Origin of the sequence: Ruegeria sp. HKCCD7296 (assembly GCF_013110775.1) — a bacterium.
Classification (GTDB): domain Bacteria; phylum Pseudomonadota; class Alphaproteobacteria; order Rhodobacterales; family Rhodobacteraceae; genus Ruegeria.
In genome coordinates this window covers 101,375-123,241 of sequence record NZ_WVRF01000014.1, presented here as the reverse complement: position 1 = coordinate 123,241, position 21,867 = coordinate 101,375, and the positions used below count along the sequence as shown (strand labels likewise).

At 56.4% G+C, this 21,867-nt stretch carries 17 protein-coding genes; 11 read left to right on the top strand and 6 right to left on the bottom strand.

Annotated elements, in window-relative coordinates; translation table 11 throughout:
- From GS632_RS17270 to crcB, 6 genes are all read left to right on the top strand, one after another.
- Window positions 1-1,248, top strand: a complete 1,248-nt coding sequence (locus GS632_RS17270; RefSeq protein WP_348540134.1) for a hypothetical protein — start codon at window positions 1-3, stop codon at window positions 1,246-1,248.
- Window positions 1,248-2,303, top strand: coding sequence for an ABC transporter ATP-binding protein (locus GS632_RS17265; protein ID WP_171177238.1), 1,056 nt, complete (start codon window positions 1,248-1,250; stop codon window positions 2,301-2,303). Before GS632_RS17270 ends, GS632_RS17265 begins: the two co-directional genes overlap by 1 nt.
- Before the next feature lie 322 nt (window positions 2,304-2,625).
- Entirely contained in the window at window positions 2,626-4,368 is a 1,743-nt protein-coding gene (locus tag GS632_RS17260; protein WP_171238275.1) for a thiamine pyrophosphate-dependent enzyme, read from the top strand.
- A 40-nt stretch (window positions 4,369-4,408) separates the two neighbouring features.
- Window positions 4,409-5,989 (top strand): FMN-binding glutamate synthase family protein, encoded by a 1,581-nt coding sequence (locus GS632_RS17255; RefSeq protein WP_171722231.1) that lies wholly within the window; start codon window positions 4,409-4,411, stop codon window positions 5,987-5,989.
- Window positions 5,990-6,095: 106 nt separating this feature from the next.
- Entirely contained in the window at window positions 6,096-6,467 is a 372-nt protein-coding gene (locus tag GS632_RS17250) for a CrcB family protein (protein WP_171238276.1), read from the top strand.
- Entirely contained in the window at window positions 6,460-6,822 is a 363-nt protein-coding gene (gene crcB, locus GS632_RS17245) for a fluoride efflux transporter CrcB (protein ID WP_171177230.1), read from the top strand. The genes GS632_RS17250 and crcB overlap by 8 nt, the downstream gene beginning before the upstream one ends.
- Window positions 6,823-6,982: 160 nt before the next feature.
- Here the strand turns inward: crcB and GS632_RS17240 are convergent, their stop codons facing one another.
- The gene (locus GS632_RS17240) at window positions 6,983-7,921 is read right to left on the bottom strand and encodes a GlxA family transcriptional regulator (RefSeq protein ID WP_171727710.1); all 939 of its coding nucleotides are present in this window, start codon (window positions 7,919-7,921) and stop codon (window positions 6,983-6,985) included.
- An 80-nt stretch (window positions 7,922-8,001) separates the two neighbouring features.
- On the opposite strand from GS632_RS17240, the gene GS632_RS17235 reads away from it, so the two are divergent.
- The 4 genes from GS632_RS17235 (at window position 8,002) to GS632_RS17220 (ending at window position 12,500) form a co-directional block, all read left to right on the top strand.
- Complete coding sequence (locus GS632_RS17235; RefSeq protein ID WP_171177226.1) at window positions 8,002-9,162, top strand: acyl-CoA dehydrogenase family protein; 1,161 nt, start codon at window positions 8,002-8,004, stop codon at window positions 9,160-9,162.
- Between the two features lie 2 nt (window positions 9,163-9,164).
- Window positions 9,165-11,180, top strand: coding sequence for an acetate--CoA ligase family protein (locus GS632_RS17230; protein ID WP_171177224.1), 2,016 nt, complete (start codon window positions 9,165-9,167; stop codon window positions 11,178-11,180).
- 3 nt (window positions 11,181-11,183) lie between these two features.
- Window positions 11,184-11,963, top strand: a complete 780-nt coding sequence (locus GS632_RS17225; protein ID WP_171177222.1) for a carnitinyl-CoA dehydratase — start codon at window positions 11,184-11,186, stop codon at window positions 11,961-11,963.
- 66 nt (window positions 11,964-12,029) lie between these two features.
- Window positions 12,030-12,500 (top strand): hypothetical protein, encoded by a 471-nt coding sequence (locus tag GS632_RS17220; protein WP_171177220.1) that lies wholly within the window; start codon window positions 12,030-12,032, stop codon window positions 12,498-12,500.
- Here the strand turns inward: GS632_RS17220 and GS632_RS17215 are convergent.
- Genes GS632_RS17215 through GS632_RS17195 form a run of 5 tightly spaced genes read right to left on the bottom strand, consistent with a single transcriptional unit; the run spans window position 12,491 to window position 20,655 of the window.
- The gene (locus GS632_RS17215) at window positions 12,491-13,561 is read right to left on the bottom strand and encodes a polyprenyl synthetase family protein (RefSeq protein ID WP_216601835.1); all 1,071 of its coding nucleotides are present in this window, start codon (window positions 13,559-13,561) and stop codon (window positions 12,491-12,493) included. The genes GS632_RS17220 and GS632_RS17215 overlap by 10 nt on opposite strands.
- Window positions 13,562-13,564: 3 nt before the next feature.
- A complete protein-coding gene (locus GS632_RS17210; RefSeq protein WP_171177218.1) occupies window positions 13,565-15,688 on the bottom strand; it encodes an FAD-dependent oxidoreductase in 2,124 nt (707 codons plus the stop codon).
- Entirely contained in the window at window positions 15,681-16,505 is an 825-nt protein-coding gene (locus GS632_RS17205; RefSeq protein WP_171177216.1) for a DUF3237 domain-containing protein, read from the bottom strand. The genes GS632_RS17210 and GS632_RS17205 overlap by 8 nt, the downstream gene beginning before the upstream one ends.
- A 14-nt stretch (window positions 16,506-16,519) precedes the next feature.
- On the bottom strand, window positions 16,520-17,404 hold the full coding sequence (locus GS632_RS17200; RefSeq protein WP_171177214.1) for an encapsulin: 885 nt from the start codon (window positions 17,402-17,404) through the stop codon (window positions 16,520-16,522).
- A gap of 38 nt (window positions 17,405-17,442) precedes the next feature.
- The gene (locus GS632_RS17195; protein WP_171238280.1) at window positions 17,443-20,655 is read right to left on the bottom strand and encodes an adenylate/guanylate cyclase domain-containing protein; all 3,213 of its coding nucleotides are present in this window, start codon (window positions 20,653-20,655) and stop codon (window positions 17,443-17,445) included.
- A gap of 461 nt (window positions 20,656-21,116) precedes the next feature.
- Here GS632_RS17195 and GS632_RS17190 point away from each other — a divergent pair, with 461 nt between their 5' ends.
- A complete protein-coding gene (locus GS632_RS17190) occupies window positions 21,117-21,815 on the top strand; it encodes a class I SAM-dependent methyltransferase (protein WP_171177210.1) in 699 nt (232 codons plus the stop codon).
- Window positions 21,816-21,867 lie beyond the last annotated feature (52 nt).

Here is a 21,867-nt window from a genome sequence, read left to right as displayed (position 1 = left end):
ATGAATCAACATACGAACCACAACCGCGAAGCGCGCAATATCCTGATTGCCAATGATCGCGGGGGTTACACAATCCCGACCGAGGGGCTGTATCCTTATCAGTGGAACTGGGACAGCGCGATTGCCGCCGTGGGCTTTGCCGAATTCGACATCGACCGCGCCTGGACTGAGGTCGAGACGCTTTTCTCGGGCCAATGGGCGGACGGCATGGTGCCGCATATCCTGTTCCACAAGCAAGACGACGGGTATTTTCCAGGCCCGGATGTATGGGGTTGCAACGGCCCGATCCCGTCGTCGGGTATTATTCAGCCACCCATCGCAGCAACGATGGTTCGCAAAATTTGGGAGCAGGACAAAAAGGTGGGCGACCAGCGCCTGCGTGCCCTCTTTCCAAAGCTTTTGGCCTGGCATCGTTGGATCATGAAGTGGCGGCTTGATGAAAAGGACGCTGTCTGTACGACGCACCCTTGGGAGGCAGGTCGCGACAATGCCCCTGACTGGGATAAATCCATGGCGCGCATGGACGCCTCTGACGTGGGGGAATACCAGCGCAGGGACATCGCGCATGTGAACAGCGACGATCGCCCTACCAAGTTTGACTATGATCGTTACATCAAACTGGTCCAGATTGGCCGAGAGGCCGGATGGAACCAACAGGCTCTGTTGGAGAAAAACCCGTTTCGGGTCGCCGACCCGACAATGACATTCACGACCTTGCGCGCTGCGCGGGATCTGCTGGCGATCAGCGACCAGCTGGGCGTCGACGCCGAAGGGTTGCATTCGGATGTTGAGAGGCTCGAAAATGGTGCGCGATCCTTGTGGAATGAGGATCTGGGTAGTTTCGATTCCCGTGACGTTCGTACAGATGAATGGGCCGGCAGCATCTCGAACGCTTCATATATGTGCTGGTACGCAGGCATCCAGTCGGAACAGATGCTGAAGCGTTTGGATGCTGTGTTGGACACCGTTCCTTATCCGGTTCCAAGCTATGATACGTCGATGCCGAATTTTGATGCGCGCCGCTATTGGCGTGGTCCGACCTGGGCGATCATGAACATGATGATTGGGTTCGGTCTGGCTGATATGGGACACACGCGGCAGGCAGAAGACCTGCGCCTGAAAACAGCAAAGCTGATTTCGACCTACGGCTTCGCCGAGTATTTTGACCCCAACACAGGCAGCGCTGCTGGCGGCACTGCCTTCACCTGGACAGCCGCGGTCTGGCTACACTGGGCAGGGAGGAGCTAATGGGCAGCATCGAACTGAAGTCCGTCGAAAAATGGTTTGGGTCCGCCCAGGTCATCAAAGGTGTGGACCTCAAGATTGAAGAAGGCGAGTTCATTGTCTTTGTCGGTCCGTCGGGCTGCGGAAAATCCACTCTGCTTCGCATGATCGGCGGGCTTGAGGATATTTCGCGCGGATCGCTTCTGATAAACGACAATGACGTCACCGATCATCCGCCTTCGAAACGCGGCCTGACGATGGTGTTTCAGTCTTATGCGCTGTATCCGCATCTGACTGTTGCTGAAAATATGGGGTTCTCGCTGAAAGTGGCCGGGGTGCCAAAGGCTGAAATCGCAGAACAGGTCAACAAAGCGGCTGAGGTTCTGAAACTCGGGCCGTTTCTGGAACGCCGACCCAAAGACTTGTCAGGCGGGCAGCGCCAGCGTGTGGCCATCGGCCGATCCATCGTGCGCGACCCGACGGCCTTTTTGTTCGACGAGCCGCTTTCGAACCTTGATGCGGCGCTGCGCGTTGAGATGCGATACGAGATCGCCAAGCTGCACCAAAGCCTCAAGCGCACGATGATCTATGTGACCCATGATCAGGTCGAAGCCATGACGCTGGCCGACCGGATCGTGGTTCTGGAATACGGCAAGATCGCGCAGGTCGGTACGCCCCGCGAGCTCTATGAACGTCCGGCCAATCTGTTTGTGGCGCAGTTCATTGGAAGCCCGAAAATGAACGTGTTGACCTGTTCCGCTCAAGGCGGCAGTTATACGCTGGCACACGGCAGAGGGGGCCAATTTGCGTTTTCCGGCGAAGCCAACCGATTGGGTGTTCGTCCTGAACACATTGAAGTGGTTGCAGCGGGCGAGGGCCAGACGGACGGTGTGATCGAGGTGATCGAATACCTGGGTGCTGATACGTTCCTGATCGTCGATGTCGGTGCTGAAGAAAACGTCACTGTGCGTTTGAATGGAGACACGGACCTCAAACCGGGCGCACATATCGGTTTGCATTTTCCGACCAGCAAGCTGCATTTTTTTGATGAAGATGGTCAAGCTGTGGGTCGGGAATAACCCAATACACTGCCGATAGCTTTTCAAGCACGCGTTGCGGTTTCAACTCCTGAACCGCAACGTGTTTTGTTTGAGGTTATGTGCAGCTTAGTAACTGCATTCGCCTGCCCCGGCTGGTTTATTGTCAAAAACACTTGGAACCTGTGGCAATCCACAAGCCTACAGGATCATACTGTGTTTGTGTCCGTCACATCCAATTGACCCTTGTGTGATTTGAAAAGTCGGTGAAGCGACTTTGATTTTTAGGATGGCTATTGAATTAAAGGCGGACAGGATGTTGGCTACATCTTGTTGAATTTGCTCGAAACGAGAGAAGAGAGACATGGCGAAAAACGTGTGTGAGGTCCTGCTGGACATTTTGTCGGATGCAGGTGGTTGCCAGATCTTTGGCGTGGTTGGCGATGCGCTCAACCCGTTTCTCGAAGCCATGCGCGGGGACGACCGTTTTGAATGGAAGGGTTTGCGGCATGAAGAAAACGCAGCCTACGCGGCTTATGCGCAGTCGCATCTGACCGGTGGTATCGGCATTTGTGCCGGCACGGTTGGTCCCGGTGCTTTGCATCTGATTAACGGGCTCTACAATGCCAAACGCGAAGGCGCGGGCGTGGTGGCGATCACTGGCCAAGTCGCCCATCGCGAGCGCGGCACTGGCTATCATCAGGAAGTGAACCTGGAAAAGGCATTTGATGATGTGTGCGACTATCAGGCGGTGATCCACACGCCGGATCAGATGCCGCGTCTTGCCCAGATCGCCGTGCAACGTGCGCTCATCAACCGCGAGGTGGTGCGGATTGAACTGCCCATCGATGTATCCGAACAAAAGGTGCCCAGCCTGCACCAGTTCCACCCGCTTTTGAAACAGCCCTCTACCCTGATCCCACCCGAAGCTGAGATTGCCCGTGCTGCGCAGATCATAAACGCAGGCAAGAAGGTGGCGCTTTTTGCCGGTGTAGGTTGCCGCGAGGCCAAAGATCAGGTTTTGGCCCTTTCGCAAAAGCTCAACGCTCCGCTTGCGCATACGTTGAAGGGCAAGGACATCTTCGACTACGATGACCCGAATGTGGTTGGTATGACTGGTCTCATCGGCAACCCCGGTGGTTATTATGCGGTACGCGATTGCGATGTGCTTGTGATGCTGGGCACCGACTTTCCCTATGAATGGTTCCTGCCAGAAGCGGCCAAGATCGTGCAGATCGACCGCAGCGTTGAAAATCTGGGTCGCCGTGCGCCTATCGCATCGGGCTTGTTGGGGGATGTCGGTGCAACGCTGGACCGGCTGCTGCCTCAAATAGCCGAAAAAGAAGACCGAAGCTTCGCTGATCATCAGGTCAAACTGTGCAACAAGTGGCTGGCGCAACAGGACAAAGAGGCCAGCCTTGAACGTGCCAGCGAACCGCTGCACCCGCAGTTATTCGCCCGCGAGATATCCAATCAGGCCGCAGAAGATGCGGTTTTTGCGATGGACATAGGTGAATGCACTGTCTGGGTGGCGCGGCAGACCCGAATGAAGGGTGGGCGGCGTATGGTGGGATCATTCAACCATTCCTCTCTGGGCTCTGGCTTGCCTTCGGCGCTCGGCGCGGCTGCGCTGGATCCCTCGCGTGAGGTCTGGACGTTCTGTGGCGACGGCGGCTTTGGTATGTCCATGCAGGATTTCGTGACCGCCGTGCGCTACCACTGGCCGATCAAGGTGATTGTGTTCAACAACCAGACACTGGGTTTCGTGAAGATGGAGATGGAGGTCGCGGGCTATGCTGTGAACCCTATGGCAACGGATCTGGTGAACCCGGATTTTGCCGAATACGCCAAGGTCTGCGGTGGTGATGGCGTGCGCGTGGAACATGCCGCTGACATCAAAGAAGCCGTGGCACAGGCCAAAGCCAGCACCAAGCCGTTCATCATCGACGCCATGGTCACGCCGGGTGAGTTGGTCATGCCACCTCATGTGGACACAAAGATGGCCTGGGGATTTGGCATATCCAAACTGAAAGAGGGCATCCTTCTGGCCAAGGGCGACCACGCGCAGTGGGACAACTGGGTCAAAGAACTCAAGGCGCAGCTTTAGTGCAGGTGCCAATCCAAGCTAGTAACCGGAGATCGGACGCATGATTGTACGCAATATATACTACGCGGTGGCCTTTTTTGGTCTACCATTGACCTTGTTGCTTGGCTGGTTCTGGACCCCAGCGCTGTGGCTGTTGGTGATCGTGCTGCCCTATATCGCGATCGGGGCTTATGACCTGATGACGACCAAACACAATGTGCTTAATAACTATCCGGTTCTGGGCCATTTTCGTTACATGCTGGAATTCGTCAGCCCAGAAATACGCCAGTATTTTGTTGAAACAAACGAAAGCGGACGGCCCTTCAACCGGATTACGCGCAGTCTGGTCTATGCCCGTGCCAAGGGTCAACAGGATACACAGGCGTTTGGCACCCAGTACGACATCACGCAGGTGGGCTATCACCGCACCAATCATTCGTTGGTGCCGAAAGAGGTGGGGGAAAGCGAGAAGCGTGTTACGCTGGGTGGTCCTCTATGCTCTCAGCCTTACGATGCGTCGCGCCTGAACGTTTCAGCGATGAGCTTCGGAGCGTTGAGCCATACCGCGATCCGGGCTTTGAATGGTGGGGCCAAGGACGGTGGCTTTGCCCACAACACCGGTGAAGGAGGGATAAGCCCGCATCATCTGGCGGAAGGCGGTGATCTCATTTGGCAGATCGGTACCGGCTATTTCGGCTGTCGCACCCCCGAAGGTGGGTTCGACAAGGACAAGTTTGCCGAAAGAGCCGGAAAGGACGTGGTCAAGGCCATTGAGATCAAGCTGAGCCAGGGCGCAAAACCCGCTCATGGCGGCGTGCTGCCTGCGGTTAAGGTTGATGAAGAAATCGCTGAAATTCGCGGTGTTGAACCCCATAGAGACGTGATCTCACCTCCTGCACATGCGGCCTTTGAGACCCCCACCGGGCTGATGGAGTTTGTGCAACATCTGCGTGAGATGTCGGACGGCAAGCCAGTGGGTTTCAAGCTGTGCATCGGTAAACGGTCCGAGTTCATGAGTATCTGCAAGGCAATGCTGGATACCGGGATTTTGCCCGATTTCATTACCGTGGATGGAGCTGAGGGTGGTACCGGTGCTGCACCAGTGGAATACTCCAACAGGCTGGGGATGCCCCTGAACGAAGGGTTGATCTTTGTCGACAATTGCTTGCGTGGCATCGGCGTGCGCGACAAGGTCCGCATCATTTGTTCGGGCAAGGTGGCGACGGGCTATGACGTTGTCGAGAAACTCGCCTTGGGCGCTGATATGTGCAACTCAGCCCGCGCGATGTTGTTTGCCGTGGGCTGCATCCAGTCGCTGCATTGCAACACCAACCGCTGTCCTACGGGCATCGCCACTCAGGATCAGGAACGCGCCAAGGCTGTGAATGTACCTCAAAAACGTCAGAGGGTGCATCGCTATCATGATGCGACGCTGGAAAGCTTCCGCGAAATTCTGGGTGCAATGGGCTATGAAAAGGTCACGGAGTTGCACCCTTCGGACATTCTGCGCCGCTCAACGGACGAAAAAGAGCTTACATACGCGGACCTTTATGAACGGCTTCCGGAAGGTGGGTTGCTGGCAGACAGTGTCCCTGCGGGATTTGCAAGCGATTGGGAGCGTGCATCGGCCCAACGGTTCTGAAGTACCGACGGCTCGATCATTGGCGTTTTACCACCCAAGCCTGTATGGAAATAGATCGAAGAATACGATTCTGATCAGGGGGGCCAAGGGCTTGCAGAGAACACTCATGTACCTCGCCGTCTTTGTCGGCGGCGCGCTTGGGTCCTTGCTGCGCGAAGTGCTGTCGCTTGAGATACCCGGTGTGCCCTTCGTGACTGCGACCTTCGGAATCAACATCGCGGCCTGTCTGTTCATCGGCTGGCTTTATGCGGTGCGGCACAGGGTTCATGCCCATGTCATCCACCTGGGCGCGGTTGGCTTTTGCGGCGGGTTGTCGACTTTTTCCTCGTTCGTGGCCGAGCTTGACCGGCTGCACCAAGCAGATGTCACCTATATGGTCGCAGCTCTGACCCTTGAGGTTGTTTTGGGCCTTGCCGCCGCTATCTTGGGTGAGGCGATCGGGCGCAAGTACCACGCCGGAGAGCACCCGGATGAGTGATCTCTATTTACACGCAGCATTTGCTCTTGGCGGCGGTCTGGGCGCAGTCGCACGGCACATGCTCAACCGCGTGATCACGCACGAACTACCGCTGTCGACGCTGATCGTGAATGTGGCAGGTTGTTTGCTGCTCGGGTTGTGGGTCGGTTATCTGGGCGATCCCCAGGTTCTGCCGGACGAGGAACGCCGCCTGGTGTTCGGCTTTTGCGGAGGGTTCACCACTTTTTCCAGCTTTGCCTACCAGTCTCTGCAACTGCACCGCGAGCGCACCATCCTTATGGCGGCAGGAAATATCCTTCTCAGCGTGGGTCTATGCTGGATTGCATTCTGGTTGGGCCTTCGTGCGATGCTCTGAGCCTTGCCGAAACCGGAGGCTTGAAATTTCGTTGCCCTTGGCTGAACGCAGCACGAGTATGCCAGGCCAGTGTCTGTCGCCCTAGATAATGGTGCCTTTTTGCGATGACGAAATTGGCAGCCTCGCCAACATGATCTGCCTAGGCAGATTGAAACGCGTATTAGGCGTTCATTTTTCGAAACGCGGTCGGGGTCTGGCCGAATTCCGCCTTGAATGCCCGTGTCATCGCACTGGCGTTATCATACCCGCAACGCCCGGCGATTTCCGCAATGGACTGTTCCGTATCCTCCGCCAGATTACGCGCAAGCGTTAGGCGTAGACGTCGGTACAATGCTTGCGGCGTTGTTTTCAGGTCCGCCCGGACGCGAGCCTCGATCCGTCTTTGCGAGCATCCAATGCGTCGTGCAACCTGAGCGATTGAAAGCGGCGTTTCAATATGCGCCTGCATCACGTCCAGTACCCGATTGACCAGTGTGTCTTTGGATTTCAACGGAAGAGCATAAGCGTCGCGCCCCTTACGGCCCATCAGCAGGTGCGCTACCTCCATGGACAAAAGCGGGCCATGATCCCGCTGAATGAGGGCAGAGGCCAAATCGAACGCCGCCATTGCCCCGGAACAGGTCAGCAGATTGCCATCAATCACAAATCGCTCCCGCACGGTATCGACGGCCGGGAAGCTTTCTTCGAACCGCGAAAGCTCGTCCCAATGAATGGTCGCTTGGCATTCATCGAGCAAACCGGCTCGTGCCAGAAGCCAGCTTCCGGTGTCCAATCCTGCGATCTGCTGGTGCCGTTTTGATGCGGCCAGAATTGCCCGCGCAGTCGACCGGGTATCGAGTTTCAGAAAGCCGTAAGATGGCATAACCACCAAAACATCTCCGCTCTGACCTTCGAGGGCGCAATCCGGGGTTACGCTTAGGCCGCTGGAACTGCGTACGGGCGCCCCATCAAGCGAACAGAACCTCCATGCATAGAGCGTTTGCCGTGACATGTTGTTCGCCGCCCGCAATGGTTCGACCATGTTCGCAAGACAATGGTTCGAGAACCCATTGAAAAGCAGAATATTGTAGTGCTGTGGCAAAAATTTCGAATCCTGCATGAAATGCGACCAAGTCTGCATGCCGAATACTTGGAGGATGACGTTCTTTGGGTCAACAACTGATCCAAGGGATGCGCGCTATGCAGTTTGGTTTGTCCGAAGAACAAGAGATGATCGTTTCGACCGTCCGCAGCTTTGTTGAAAACGAAATCTACCCGCATGAAGAGGCCGTCGAACGCAGCGGTACGGTCCCGCTGGAGCTGGGCAACGAAATCAAACAAAAATGCATCGATCTGGGTTTTTATGCCTGTAACTTCCCTGAAGAGGTCGGTGGCGCGGGCTTATCCCATCTGGATTTCACCCTTGTTGAGCGCGAGCTTGGCCGAGGCTCGATGGCACTGACGCATTTCTTTGGACGCCCTCAAAACATCCTGATGGCCTGCAACGAAGAGCAACGCGAACGCTATCTGCTGCCCGCCGTGCGCGGCGAAAAGATGGATGCTTTGGCGATGACCGAACCGGATGCCGGGTCGGATGTGCGCGGTATGAAATGTCAGGCGGCGCGCGATGGTGGTGACTGGGTTGTAAACGGTTCGAAACACTTCATCTCGGGCGCGGAACACGCGGATTTCTTCATCGTCTTTATCGCAACAGGCGTGGACGAGACCCCCAAGGGCCCCAAAAAGCGCATCACTACTTTCCTGGTGGATCGCGGCACCCCGGGCTTTGAAGTGCGCGAAGGGTACAACTCGGTAAGCCACAAGGGCTACAAGAACTATATCCTGTATTTCGATAATTGCCGTCTGCCGGATGCGCAGGTTCTGGGCGAAGTCGATGGTGGTTTTGCCGTGATGAACGAATGGCTCTACGCAACCCGCCTGACGGTTGCGGCGTTCTCGGTTGGGCGCGCGCGGCGCTGCTTTGACTATGCGCTGAACTATGCGGCCGAGCGCAAGCAGTTCGGCCAGCCTATCGGAAAGTTTCAGGGCATCGGCTTCCAGATCGCAGACATGATCACCGAGATCGACGCCGCCGACTGGCTGACCCTCGCCGCCGCCTGGCGGCTGGATCAGAACCTGCCATCGAACCGTGAAATTGCCTCGGCCAAGCTTTACGCCTCGGAAATGCTGGCGCGGGTGACGGATGTGACGCTGCAAATCTATGGTGGTATGGGCCTTATGGACGACTTCCCGATCGAACGGTTCTGGCGCGATGCGCGCGTTGAACGCATCTGGGACGGCACCAGTGAGATTCAGCGCCATATCATCAGTCGTGATCTTCTGCGTCCACTGGGCGCCTGACCATGAACAAAGACCTAACTCGGCTGCTGCGCCCCAAAACCATCGCTGTCATTGGCGGTGGTGCCTGGTGCCAGCAGGTCATTCTGCAATCCGAACGTATGGGCTATGCCGGGCAGATTTGGCCAGTGCATCCCAAAGCCAACGAGATCGCGGGACACAAGGTTTATGGCCACATCGAAGACCTGCCTGAAGCCCCGGATGCGGTGTTCATTGGCATCAACCGCCACGCCACGATTGAGGCGGTTCAGGTCCTCTCCAGCATGGGCGCGGGCGGGGCGGTCTGCTTCGCCTCGGGTTTTTCCGAAGCCGTCGCTGAAGATGATAGCGGCGGGGACTTGCAGGCGCAGCTGATCGCCGCAGCCGGTGAAATGCCCATTCTTGGCCCTAACTGCTATGGCTACATCAACGCGCTAGACGGAGCCCTGCTGTGGCCTGACCAGCACGGGGCGACGCCGGTGGACAAAGGCGTGGCGATCCTGACGCAAAGTTCGAACATCTCGATCAATCTGACCATGCAGAAACGCGGTTTGCCGATTGCCTATATGGTGGCCTGCGGAAATATGGCTCAGACCAGCCAGGCGCAGATTGCTGCGGCCCTGCTAGATGATCCACGCGTGACAGCCGTGGGCCTGCATATCGAAGGCTTCAAGGACATCCGCGAGTGGGAGGCGCTGGCCGTCAAGGGGCATGAAAAGGGCATCCCGCTTGTTGCCCTCAAGGTCGGTGCATCGGAACAGGCGCAGGCAGCGACTGTCTCTCATACGGCATCTTTGGCGGGCAGTGATGCAGGCGCGCAGGCGCTGTTGGACCGGCTTGGCATCCCGCGCCTGACTGCGCTTCCGGATTTCCTCGAAACGCTCAAACTTCTGCATTGCTACGGGCCGCTTCCCGGCGGCCGTATCGCTTCGATCAGCTGTTCCGGCGGGGAAGCAAGCCTGATTGCAGACATGACGGTTGGCACTGACCTGACTTTCCCAATGTTAAGCGATGATAAAAAGGTTCGCTTGCGAGACGCGCTCGGTCCGATGGTCGCGTTGAATAACCCGCTGGACTATCACACCTATATCTGGCGCGATGAAGAGGCGATGGCCCGGGCATGGTCAGGTATGACTGGCGCGGATATCGATTTGACGTTTTCTATTGTCGACTACCCGACCACCGATCCAACTGACTGGGCCAGCGCGACCCGAGCGGCTTTGAAGGTGCGCGCTGACACTGGAGCGCGTTTTGCTGTTGTCGCTACATTGCCAGAACTGCTGCCGGAGGATGTCGCGCAAGACTTGATGGCTGGCGGAGTGGTGCCATTTATGGGCTTGCGCGAAGCGCTGGCCGCAACACGCGCAGCGGGTCAGATCTGTGCGCCTTGTGTACAGCCTGTTTTGCTGCCGGGCTGTGCCGAGGTGTCCCGAACCCTGACCGAAGGTGAGTCGAAACAGGCGCTGGCCAAGTTTGGTTTACGTATCCCGCAAAACCGTTCGGTCAGAGGTAGGGAAGAGGCCCGCGCGGCGGCTCAGGACATGAACGGCCCCTTTGCTGTAAAAGGCGTGGGGCTTGCTCACAAATCAGAACACGCCGCCGTTCGGTTGGGCATTCAGGCGGAAGATGTTGCCGCTGTTGCCGCTGAAATCGGCACGGAAATCATTCTGATAGAAGAGATGATCACCGGCACTGTCGCCGAACTTTTAATTGGCGTCTTTCGGGACCCAGCGCATGGATTTGTGCTGACATTGGGGGCAGGGGGCGTGTTGACCGAACTGCTGCGCGATACGGTTTCGTTGTTGGTGCCCAGCTCTCCTGCGGAGATCCGCAGCGCCCTTGGCACATTGAAGATAGCACCCTTGCTAGAAGGCTATCGCGGTCAACCTGCGGCTGATATGGATGCGATCATTGCCGCAGTCCAGGCCGTACAGGCCTATGTCACGCAAAATGCCGACGCGCTTGGCGAGGTCGAAATTAACCCGCTTCTGTGCACGCCTGAAAAGGCGGTTGCTGTGGATGCTTTGATAAGAAAGGCCTGAGAATTGGACCCGATCAAAACCCGACGTGATGGAACGATCCTTGAAGTGACGCTAGACCGACCCAAGGCCAATGCCATCGATCTGGCCACCAGCCGCAGAATGGGTGAGGTTTTTGCCGAGTTCCGCGATGACCCGGACCTGCGCGTGGCCATTCTGACCGGCGCGGGCGAGAAATTCTTTTGCCCCGGCTGGGATCTGAAAGCTGCTGCTGATGGTGACGCGGTGGACGGAGATTATGGCGTTGGCGGGTTTGGAGGTCTGCAAGAGCTGCGCGACCTGAACAAGCCTGTGATCGCAGCCGTAAACGGCATCGCGTGCGGGGGCGGGCTAGAGCTGGCCCTGTCAGCGGACATGATCCTTGCCGCTGATCACGCCACTTTTGCTTTGCCGGAAATCCGATCAGGCACTGTGGCTGATGCAGCCAGTGTCAAGCTGCCAAAACGCATTCCCTATCACATCGCCATGGAACTGCTTTTGACCGGGCGCTGGTTCGATGCTGAAGAAGCTAATCGCTGGGGTTTGGTGAATGAGATTGTCACCGCAGATCAACTTATGGACCGCGCGTCGGAACTGGCGCGTTTGTTGGCGTCGGGACCGCCCCTGGTTTACGCCGCAATCAAAGAGATCGTGCGCGATGCGGAAGATTCCAAGTTCCAGGATGCGATGAACCATATCACCAAACGTCAGCTGCGCACTGTGGACGTACTCTATGCCAGTGAAGATCAACTGGAAGGTGCCCGCGCCTTTGCCGAAAAACGTGATCCGGTGTGGAAAGGGAAATAAACAAACCCGGCGATCAGTAGGTGAATTTGCCATTTACTGATCCACGCTGCGGGTGCACATTAAGTTATGCCTTATTTCGAGCGTAAACCCTACGAAAACCCGTCGCGCGTAATTAGCTCTGTTGCATCGCAGCCGGACACGCAACCGATTTCGGATATCGCGCGCCGCGTGCTTGAGACAGAGCGCGGCAACCAAAAACACCTCAAAGGGCCTTTTACCTGTCGCAAGATCTGCCATCCCGGCGGTACGGCCACAATCTTGTTGTCCTTTGCTGCGGCTGAAGGTGACGAGCCGGTTGAAATGCAGTTCGAACCTGGTGATCTGACCAATCCGAATGGGGATATTCTGCCTGCGAACCGCGTCAACGTTATTCCGCCCCAGATTCGATTGGCCGCAGGTGAGGCCACAGATGTAGCGGTAGTTGTCACTGTACCGGACCTGACGGAACCGGGCGCTTATCATGGTCGGATCGCCTGCACCGGGACCGAGCAGACTTCGATCGTTGTGGTGTTTGAGGTTGCAGGTGCTCAGACCTGACGGGTCACGAGGTAATCCATGAACTGCGCGAGAAATGCACGCGGGGTGTCTTGGGTGCCTGCAAATACCTGCGCAAATTCCTGACGGGCGGAAGCAAGAAGATCGTTGGCCGCATCTTGCGCAAATCGGATGCTGCCATAGTGATCCATACGCTCAAGCACCCATTCAACATCTTGACTTGAGCGATTTTCGCGCGGGTTTGATAGCAGTTCGGCCAATCGCTTCTGTTCCGGCTCATCTGCGTGCAGACCAAGTTGCCCCAACATCAGCGTACGCTTGCCCTCATAGATGTCGCCGCCAATTTCCTTGCCGTATTTATCTTGCGAACCAACAAGGTTGAGAACGTCATCCTGAATTTGAAACGCCGCGCCCAGAAAGAAACCGAACGCGTTGAAGTCATCCAAATTCAGTGTGCCCGAGGCGACATCCTGCGGCCGTGCAATCAATGCGCCGATCCGCATGGGGTGAATGAAACTGTACCAGCAGGTCTTTTTGAGACACATCCGCAGATAGTCCGAGGCGCCCACGTTTAGCCGATTGTCCCGTATCCAACCCAGCTCCAACGCCTGACCTTCGATGGACTGCTGTAGCAGATGGTCGAACTCGTCCACGACACGCATCCCGGTTTCCAGTCCAAGCGACCCCAGATTTTGCCGCAACAGCCGCAGGGCCAGCGCCTGCATCCCGTCGCCTGTATTTATGGCCAAAGGGATCCCAAGCCGCTGGTGCATACATGCACGCCCACGCCTGAAATCGCTTTGGTCTTCGATATCATCGTGGATCAGAAAGGCATTGTGCAAAAGCTCCAGCACAGCTGCGGACACTCGTGCTTCCTCGGTGTTGCCGCCAAAGGCTTCGCATGTGGCCAGCAATAGCGCGGGCCGTAGTCCTTTGCCTGATGTTTCGATGTAATCCCGTATCGGACCATACAGGTAAGCCTGGGGTTCACCCGTTGGCAAAAGCCCCAACAGAGTTTCGCGCGCGCGATCCCCGTAAGAGGTCAGCTGTTTCAGAAACTCCTGCTGTGCCGCAGGGTCCAGATGCGCGGTTCCGGGTTTCAAAGGTTAACCCTTCTGCGTGATGATCACGCGAGGTTTGCTGCTCTGCGCGCTGGCGGGGGCAAACCCGGTTCCAGCAGAGGCAAAGGGTGCATCCGTTATCGGCAGGGCTCTGGACAGCACATCAGACTGACCGCTGTCCCGGCCCAGATCATAGGCCACATCTTCGGCAACCTCATCTCCGGGTATCGGAAGATCTGCCGTTGGTTCATAGCTGGCCATCAGATCAAACAGTTCTTTTGGCGGGCAAATCATGCGCAGCGCTTCGGCAATGGCCGGGTCTTCGATGATACCGCCGGGTTTTGAATACTCTGCAGCCGGTTCACCGATGGCTGCCAATGGCCCGTCACCACCGCGATCAATCCCTGCGGTGTCTTGGCCCATTTTCAGTGCAGCTTCGACCGCGACAGCAAACCTGTTGTCCCACGGCAGACCCGCTTGATAACGCGCGTAGTCATAGGCGCGCAGCGGTTTCAGGATATCAGGCTCGTGCAGGTCCCAGATCTGGCAGGGCTCGGCATCCGATCCGCTGCGTTGCAGGATCGCGTTGACTGCCCGGCGCGCGGCCTCATTCGCCCCTTCCATTGTGGCAAGGTCAGTAAAGGTGCGCACATAGTCGGATGCCAGAAAGAAATTCGGGATCAGCGTGGCCGCATCTGGCCGCAATCGCCAACTGTTGATGCGGTTGACAAGCAGAGGTTCCACATTGCTTTGGCGTTTGGGATCTTCGGGGTCCTGCACGATGTCGGGATCAAGGAACCAGTAGTGCATATCCTCATCCCGCAGCAGAGTCTCGCCATCCACGTTGAGACTGCGTTTGAGCTGCTCCCAAACTTCTTTTGCAATCTCTTCCCGGGTGCAATTGCGCGCGGTCTTTCCGTTCAAGCCCGGCTTGTCCCATTCCGAAATATCAATTGAAAGCAGGCCTTTGGTTTTGCCTTCAGCCCAGTTGTCAAAGTTGATCCCCGGCCAAAACTGTTTTTGCGACACGGCGGTCAGAGCCCACGGGCTATCGATGAAGATCACATGCCCGTTTGTAAGTGTGACCTCTTTGGTCAGATAGAACTGAATACCGTTCATCCACTGAACGTCGTTTGCTAGCAGTGGCAGTTTGGCAAGCGCCGGATCGGCTGCCATCATCTCGGGCGTGAGAAGTGGCGCGATGCGCTCGATCGGCATGGCACTGATGAACCAGTCGCCTGTTACGTTCTGTTCTCTGCCATCCTGTTCAACCGTCGCACCGGTGATCCGCCCGTTTTGGCATTCGATGCCTGTTACCTTGGACTCGAAGTTGTAAACGACCCCCTTGCTTTTGAGGTAATCCAGCCAGGGCTGAATCCATACTAAGTTGGTCGGTCCGTTCAGCAACCTGTTGCAATGCGGCTCAGGCGTGGCAATGCCCAACTGCAGCTGCACGGCAATGTCGCCAACGGTCTTGGTGCTGGCAGTCGTGGCTTTAGCGGCCACCAGAGACCGTGTCAGGCCGATGGCAAGAAATTTCTGATACGCTTCCGAACGGTCTTCCGCCCCGATGAAATCCCACCATCCGATCCGTTCATATTCGTCGAACCGGCGTTCCTTGCAGGACGTCGCTATCCGCCACATGCAGGCAACGAAATGCTCGACATCCTCATATGCTATCTGGTCCCTTGGCGAGAGCGCGAAGGCAATTGTCTTGAACGCATCCGCCACGTCTTTGAGGGTGCGAGGAAATCGCTCGGGTACAATGATGCCGGGCTTGTCGAACTGACTGACCAGAACCTGAGTGGTCGGCACCAGATTATCAAAGCACGTGCCTTTGTCGTAATAAGGCGTACGGGCCATCGTGTCGGTAATATGTCGATAGAAGTTCGGGAAGAACCGGAACCCATGCTCGCCTGGCAACCATGGGCGTTTCACTCCGGGCGGATAGCTGGCCCCGTCCATCTCGGCCCAATTCTCCAGCGCTTTGATATGCTTTGCCTTCGAGCCGTGATCGCCTTCACCCTTCATCACAGGGATACTGCGTGCCTTGCCGCCGGGGATCATTTGGCGTTCGTGGATCTCAACCTCGAAACCGCGTTCGATCAGTTCGTGCGCGGCGCTCATGCCGGCCACGCCACCCCCAAGAATGACAACCTTTTCAGCCATCTGATGTTCCTTTCGCGGAATAGACGTCAAAGCGCAGGGTTATGTCCGACAGGCTGGCTTCGCCAATGCCAAACCCCTGCACCCGATTCATCCAGCTGTAATGCAGGTTCGAGGTCAGGTAGCGCGACGCCACCCGTACAGGGGCCGACGCAGGCAGGTTCCCCTTCAACAGTGCGGCATAACCATCGGGGCCAAACTCACACATGCCGGTATCTTCAAACAGGATCGGAGCGCCGCCGTCCGCTGGCTTGATCAGCGCTTTGGCATGGAGAAGCCCCACGCCGTCAGGACGCACACGCATCCAGTCGCCTCCAACCGGTTCAATCACCCCATTCAAATGAGGGCCTTCGACCGTACCGCCTTCCTTGATGGCGAAATGCAACCAAACCCCGTCCGGCGTCTCGCCCGAAGGGTGGAAATCGCTGGCGAAGGGGACAACGAACTTGGCGATATGGTCCAAAACCGGTGGTTGTGGCGCGGGGTTTGGCTTTTGCACCGGTGCTGTCTTGGGGGCAGTGTCCGGTCCTGGGTCATACTCATGGCCGCCAGACGTCAATACCGGACGCCAGCAAAGTGTCTTGTCCTGTGCTACCGAGGGAAGGGTTGCCGCAAAGCGCTGAAGCCCGGTTTTCTTATCATAGCTCAAAGGCCAGCCGCGAATGGCCCGCTCGGGGCCGCCATCCGGTGAACAGATCAGCCGCATTGTGTCATGAGGCGAAACGGATGGTCCAGCTTCTATCAAAGCTCGCTTGTCACCGGTTGCACTGATCGTTTCTGACCAGCGCAGGGTTACACCCCGGTCTGTAAACTCGCGCACAGCCAAGCCTCCGGTCAGCAGGTGAGGGTGCAGATGGCCTGTTCTTCCTTTATCCGCAGGCGGAATTTCTGTTGCACACGGAAGACATGCTCACCTTCCGACGAAGTCTGCAAGTACTTGACCGCGATTTCAGATGGCACCACGATTTCAACAGGTGCGCCTTGCAGCGACACAAGCGCTGCGTTATTCGCGGGCAGGGTGCCCGAACGCAGCAACGGACCATCCAGAAACGGCAGAATGCTGTCCCGCGGCAGCACCATCGAGTTTTCCAGCGGCGTCGTCACGGCCTGGAACAGGCCATTGCCCATCACACAGGCATAGGGGCCCAGATACCCGCGCGATTCCAGTTCATTGATACCCGCAACCACCGCTTCGAACACTTTGGTGCCGGTGTAGGTTGTCTTCTTTGCTGACGACGAACCAGAAGATGTCTCACCCGCTTCCAGCAAGCCTTCGTATTTGCCGCCGCCGCTGACGGTATAGATCGGTGGCAAAGAGGTGGGCGCGCTAGAGTTGGGTTTGGGACCTTGCCCGGTGCCCGGTTGGCCGTTGAAGATGATGTCGTCTTCGACCCGTGCCACAATCGCAGCCGCACGGCGGAACATGATCAACGCCGCGGACAGCTCGGGGTCGGCCATCTGCGCGCTTTTCAGATAGACGTTCACAGACACAGTGGTCAGGCGCGTGGTGTCAAAGTCGTTGACACCAAGGCGTTTTGCAGTGCCGTTTTCGTTGTCGACCAGTTCAAGCCGGTTCAGCGGGACCGATTGTGTATCAGCGGGGAGCGGCCCGTATAGTGGCAGAAAACTTGCGGCCACCCGCGCGCGGAGCGCCTCATCATGGACGGCTTTGTTCACGGCGTTCCACTGGGCGTCGCCCCAGTCCAATGCATCGGTCATGTCAAATCCCTCTTGGTTTTGCCGCCATATTTGGCGGTTCACTTGGTTTTGTTCAATTTTTTTTCGGTCAGTTGGTCCAGAAATTGTCTGGCCCGATCTTCCTGCACAATAGCCCCAATGCTGCGCGCCAGCGTTAGTGCCTGCACGGCTTCAGCCCTGGCTGCATCTATTTTCCCGCTTGCCGCGAAGGCCTTGGCTCGCACGCGGTGATATTCAGGCTTGTTTAGCGTTTCTCCGCGTTCCCAGCCGGGTGCGCAGACCGCCTCGAGCCGGTCCATCGCCCTATCGAGGTCACCATGATCGATCATTATTTCCGACAATACGATCTGATTCTGCGGGAAAGTGAAGTTGCCGCCTGATTTCGAAATCAGGTTCATGCGCGCTTCGATCTGTTCGGGCACATCAGCAAGGTCGCCTTTCCCGGCCTGTGCAAGACCCATATAGATGTCCTGCATGGCGTGCAGATACAGGAACCCTTCCTCATCTGCGATCTTGCGGGCTTCCTTCATCGTTACGTCCATCCTGTCCCACTCACCAGCGTAAGGCAGGAACATGCAGCAGGCACCCATGATATAGACCAGATTGGGCGCGTGGTTCAGCGCCCTGCTGACTTCAATGGACTTAAGACGCGCAGTTTCAGCTTTGTCGAACTTACCTTGCTGCCATAGCAGGCATCCTTGAATCGCCAACAGCGAAGCCATGGTCGAAGACTGCGTCATCGGCATCATCGCCATATCAAGTTCTGGCGATATCAGGGCAAAGGCCCGGTCAAGCTGACGCTCACATTCGGCGAACTCACCACGGAAGTAATGGGTGAAGCTCAGCGCGCGGGCGGTGAGAACGTTGGCAACCGGATCCCCGGTCATTCCAGCCATCGCATCCAGCGCCTGTCCCATCTCCATTGCGTGATTCATTTGGCCACCAACAAAGAAATTGGTCCAACGGCAGAAGGTTGCAGCGAAAAGCGTCTCTCCATCACCCAGAGACTGGGCAAGCTCCATGGCGCGCGCGGCTGTCTCTCCGACCTGATCAGCAGACCAGCCATAGATCGCCATGTAAGCGGGCAGAATGTTCATCTGAACGCGCAATTCGAACCCGTCACGTTCGGCAGTTGCGGGCATGGACCCGAGATTGCGCAGCGCCGCCCGAAAGGCTGAGATCGCGGGCAAGTTCGCGAGTCGGGACAGGGCTTGCTCGCCTGCGGTGAACCAGTGGGCGACAGCTTCGTCCTTTAAACCACCCAAATCGCAGTGATGCGCGATGGTGTCAGGGGCTGGGTTGCCAAAGGCCTTGTGCTTTTCAAGTAGGGCTTTGCCAATTTTCAGATGCAGTTTTTGACGATCGTCGCGTAGCAGAGAGTTATAGGCGGTATCCTGAACAAGCGCGTGGCTGAACGTATAGGTGGCGGACCCTTCGTCGCTGGTCGCCAACAGTACACCGGCCGCCATCAATTCCAGCAAGGCTTTGTCGACATCCATGCTGTCCTGGGCGACCGCGTCGATCATGCGTGCTGAAAAGCTGCGCCCGATGACTGATCCCAACTGCGCAACAGGTTTGGCGTTTTCCATTCTGTCAAGGCGTGACATCAACGAATCCTGCAGCGTGGATGGAACGCTCAGCGCATCCAGCACCTCGGCATTGATCGGCGCGTCGGCGGGTAGCTGATCCAGAACCGCCTTTGTTATTTCCTCAATGAACAGAGGAACCCCATCCGCTTTTTCAATGATCTGACGGATCAGAATAACTGGCAGACTAAAGGGCTCGGCCACACGGCGTACCAACTCGGATGCCTCTGTCCTTGCAAGCGGTGACAGATCGACGGTTGCCGCCTTGTCCAGGTAATGCTCTGGCGGCTCGTATTCAGGCCGGTGTGACAGAACCATAAGTACCGGGAAACCTGCCAGATTGGCAGCAAGTGTGTCCAGAAAATCCAATGTGGTGGCATCTGCCCAGTGAACATCTTCTATAACCAACAGCAACGTGCCGCGCCTGTCGCATATGCTGGCAAGGCTGCGCAGAAGCACATCCATGGATTTCCGCGCCTTTTTCAGCGGATCAGGTTCGGCGGGCGCGCCCGAGTCGACACCTGCCAAATCCAGCAGGACGGGCAAGTCCGTTTCGTTCACACGCGAGGCGGATTGAACAAAACCTGTTACCGCAGCCTGGATATTTTCGTCGGATTGGTCGCCTGACACACGTCGTAACTCGTTTATTATAGGGTGTAGAGGTAGACTGGTCAGGTGTGGCGTACATTGTAGGGTAAGCGGTTTGACCCCGACCGTTTCAGACAGCGACTTGATCAGTCTCGACTTGCCTATACCTGCCGCGCCGCCGACAAGTGCCATTCTGCCGGCCCCTTCCTGTGCTGCAGACCAAAGCTGAGTCAAAGTCGACAGGTCGTCGTGCCGTGCCACCAGTTTGACTGCAGATTGTCCGGTCCGGGCCTCAAATCGACTGGCAGATACGGTTTCCTTGAGCACGCAAAAGACTTTGCGCTGGTCTTCGAACCCTTTCAAATCATGGCTACCGCGCGGCTCGAATTCGAACGTTCCCTGTGTCAGCCGCATTGTTTCTGATGAGACGATCACCTCCCCAGGCTTAGCGAGCCCTTGCAACCGGGACGCAAGGTTCGCCGTCTCGCCAACCAAAAATTCCTCAGACCCAAGGCTTTTCGAGGACACGATGCCAACAACGACCATTCCGGTTGCGATTCCTGCACGCAGATTAAGTTTTTCACCGAATTTGTTGTCCAGGTTTTGAACAGCCTCAATGGTTTCCAAAACTGCCCTTACAGCCCGCTCAGCGTCGTCTTCCATTGCTTTGGGATACCCAAAATACACCATGATGCCATCGCCCTGACGATAGGCCAGATGACAGCCATGCTGTTTCAAGGTGCCGATGGCTGTATCCAAGTACAGATTCATGATCTGCATCAGGTCTTCGGGATCATAGCGCTGTGCAAGCTGCGTGGATCCGACGAGGTCGCAAAAGACCAGAGTCAGTTGCCTTCGTTCGGCCTCGGACTTTACTCCATCTCGGCTTGACGCGTCTTTGCTTTTGAGTTCCGCCTGAGCTTTGCGAAACCTTTTTCTTTCCCCAACGCTCAACCCAAGGTCGCGCAGTTCCGGGTCGGTCAGATCGTCCAAAAGCTGGTCGTCCACGCCTTCTTGCCGGAACATCGATAAATGATCCGTCAGACCGGCCAGATTTAGAACTTTGGAAATACGTTTTGCCTCAAGGACCCGCGTCATAGTCTTGCGATCCCGCCCATATTTTTCCCCTCATAGTCCCCACAGTTTATATTGTATTTGCATAGGCAAAAATAGAGAGGATTTTTTAGAAGGCGCTTGACGCAAGGGCAACTTCGTTAACGAGTTATCTTGTTTGAAGAAATCCTGTTGAAATTTCAACCCGCCTTTGCTGCCTTCAGTTGGGAATAGTGAGTCAGGGTATCAAAGCGATATTGGAAAGGGGGAATCCCGTTCCACAGGTTCGTTTTTGCTGCTCAGCTTGCCAATTGAAATCGGTTAAGAAATGAATTGCAGCAACCCAATGACAAAGAACGAGGCCGCGTGTTGAATTAGAACGCTACGAGGTACTCGACCCAAACAGCGTTCAAGGCCAACAGGATCGCTGATTGACAAATACCCGGCCCTCGCTCAATGCAGTAGGTATGATCACAAGTCTGAATTCACGGAGCGCGGCCCCAAAAATGCCCAATCTCACCCAGCTGGCCAAAAAACACGGTACCGACAAGGGACTGACGGATCTGGCTCATGGTTACACGCGGCTGTACGAGCTTCTGTTTCACCCGCTTCGGGACAAGCCTATTCGGTTGCTTGAAATGGGGTTGTTGCGCGGTGGCCCCGAGGTGCGGGGGCGTCGGGCAGACCGTGAAACGGATCGCGTTCCATCGGTTGATATGTGGCTGGAATATTTCGAACATGCTCATGTCACGGGTCTGGATATCTCGGACTTTTCTTGGCGCAAGGGGCCTAGGTTTGATTTCGTCCAATGCGATATGGAAAAGCGTGAGAACATCAAAGCTGCAGCGGCCCAGTTTGAACAGCCCTTTGATGTGATCATCGACGACGCTTCGCACGCCTCGCATCATCAGCAATTCGCGCTTTTGGAGATGTGGCCAAAACTCAAGGATGGTGGGATTTACATTATCGAGGACCTCCACTGGCAACCGGGCACGTTTGAGAACCCGGATTTTCCCAAGACGGGAGATCTATTCCATGACTTCCAACGTACCCGTAGGTTTGCGCACTCTGATCAGGAGATCGAGCGCGATCTGAACGCTCTTGCGGATGAAATCGGGTTCGCCTTCGTCTTCCCCGACAAGTTCAAGCGACGCGGCGCACCCAAAATCCTAGCGATGCAAAAAGTACTTGGTCAATATGATTGATAGCCTATCGCTCTCGATACCTTTCGGCCCATTTTTGCGTTCAAGTTATGAC

What these genes read in the sequence shown, in the direction of transcription:
- GS632_RS17195 (WP_171238280.1), bottom strand. Translation starts at nt 20,655, where the DNA reads ATGACGCGGGTCCTTGAGGCAAAACGTATTTCCAAAGTTCTAAATCTG.
- GS632_RS17250 (WP_171238276.1), top strand. Translation starts at nt 6,096, where the DNA reads ATGTACCTCGCCGTCTTTGTCGGCGGCGCGCTTGGGTCCTTGCTGCGC.
- GS632_RS17240 (WP_171727710.1), bottom strand. Translation starts at nt 7,921, where the DNA reads ATGCAGGATTCGAAATTTTTGCCACAGCACTACAATATTCTGCTTTTC.
- crcB (WP_171177230.1), top strand. Translation starts at nt 6,460, where the DNA reads ATGAGTGATCTCTATTTACACGCAGCATTTGCTCTTGGCGGCGGTCTG.
- GS632_RS17210 (WP_171177218.1), bottom strand. Translation starts at nt 15,688, where the DNA reads ATGGCTGAAAAGGTTGTCATTCTTGGGGGTGGCGTGGCCGGCATGAGC.
- GS632_RS17235 (WP_171177226.1), top strand. Translation starts at nt 8,002, where the DNA reads ATGCAGTTTGGTTTGTCCGAAGAACAAGAGATGATCGTTTCGACCGTC.
- GS632_RS17230 (WP_171177224.1), top strand. Translation starts at nt 9,165, where the DNA reads ATGAACAAAGACCTAACTCGGCTGCTGCGCCCCAAAACCATCGCTGTC.
- GS632_RS17255 (WP_171722231.1), top strand. Translation starts at nt 4,409, where the DNA reads ATGATTGTACGCAATATATACTACGCGGTGGCCTTTTTTGGTCTACCA.
- GS632_RS17260 (WP_171238275.1), top strand. Translation starts at nt 2,626, where the DNA reads ATGGCGAAAAACGTGTGTGAGGTCCTGCTGGACATTTTGTCGGATGCA.
- GS632_RS17265 (WP_171177238.1), top strand. Translation starts at nt 1,248, where the DNA reads ATGGGCAGCATCGAACTGAAGTCCGTCGAAAAATGGTTTGGGTCCGCC.
- GS632_RS17190 (WP_171177210.1), top strand. Translation starts at nt 21,117, where the DNA reads ATGCCCAATCTCACCCAGCTGGCCAAAAAACACGGTACCGACAAGGGA.
- GS632_RS17220 (WP_171177220.1), top strand. Translation starts at nt 12,030, where the DNA reads ATGCCTTATTTCGAGCGTAAACCCTACGAAAACCCGTCGCGCGTAATT.
- GS632_RS17270 (WP_348540134.1), top strand. Translation starts at nt 1, where the DNA reads ATGAATCAACATACGAACCACAACCGCGAAGCGCGCAATATCCTGATT.
- GS632_RS17200 (WP_171177214.1), bottom strand. Translation starts at nt 17,404, where the DNA reads ATGACCGATGCATTGGACTGGGGCGACGCCCAGTGGAACGCCGTGAAC.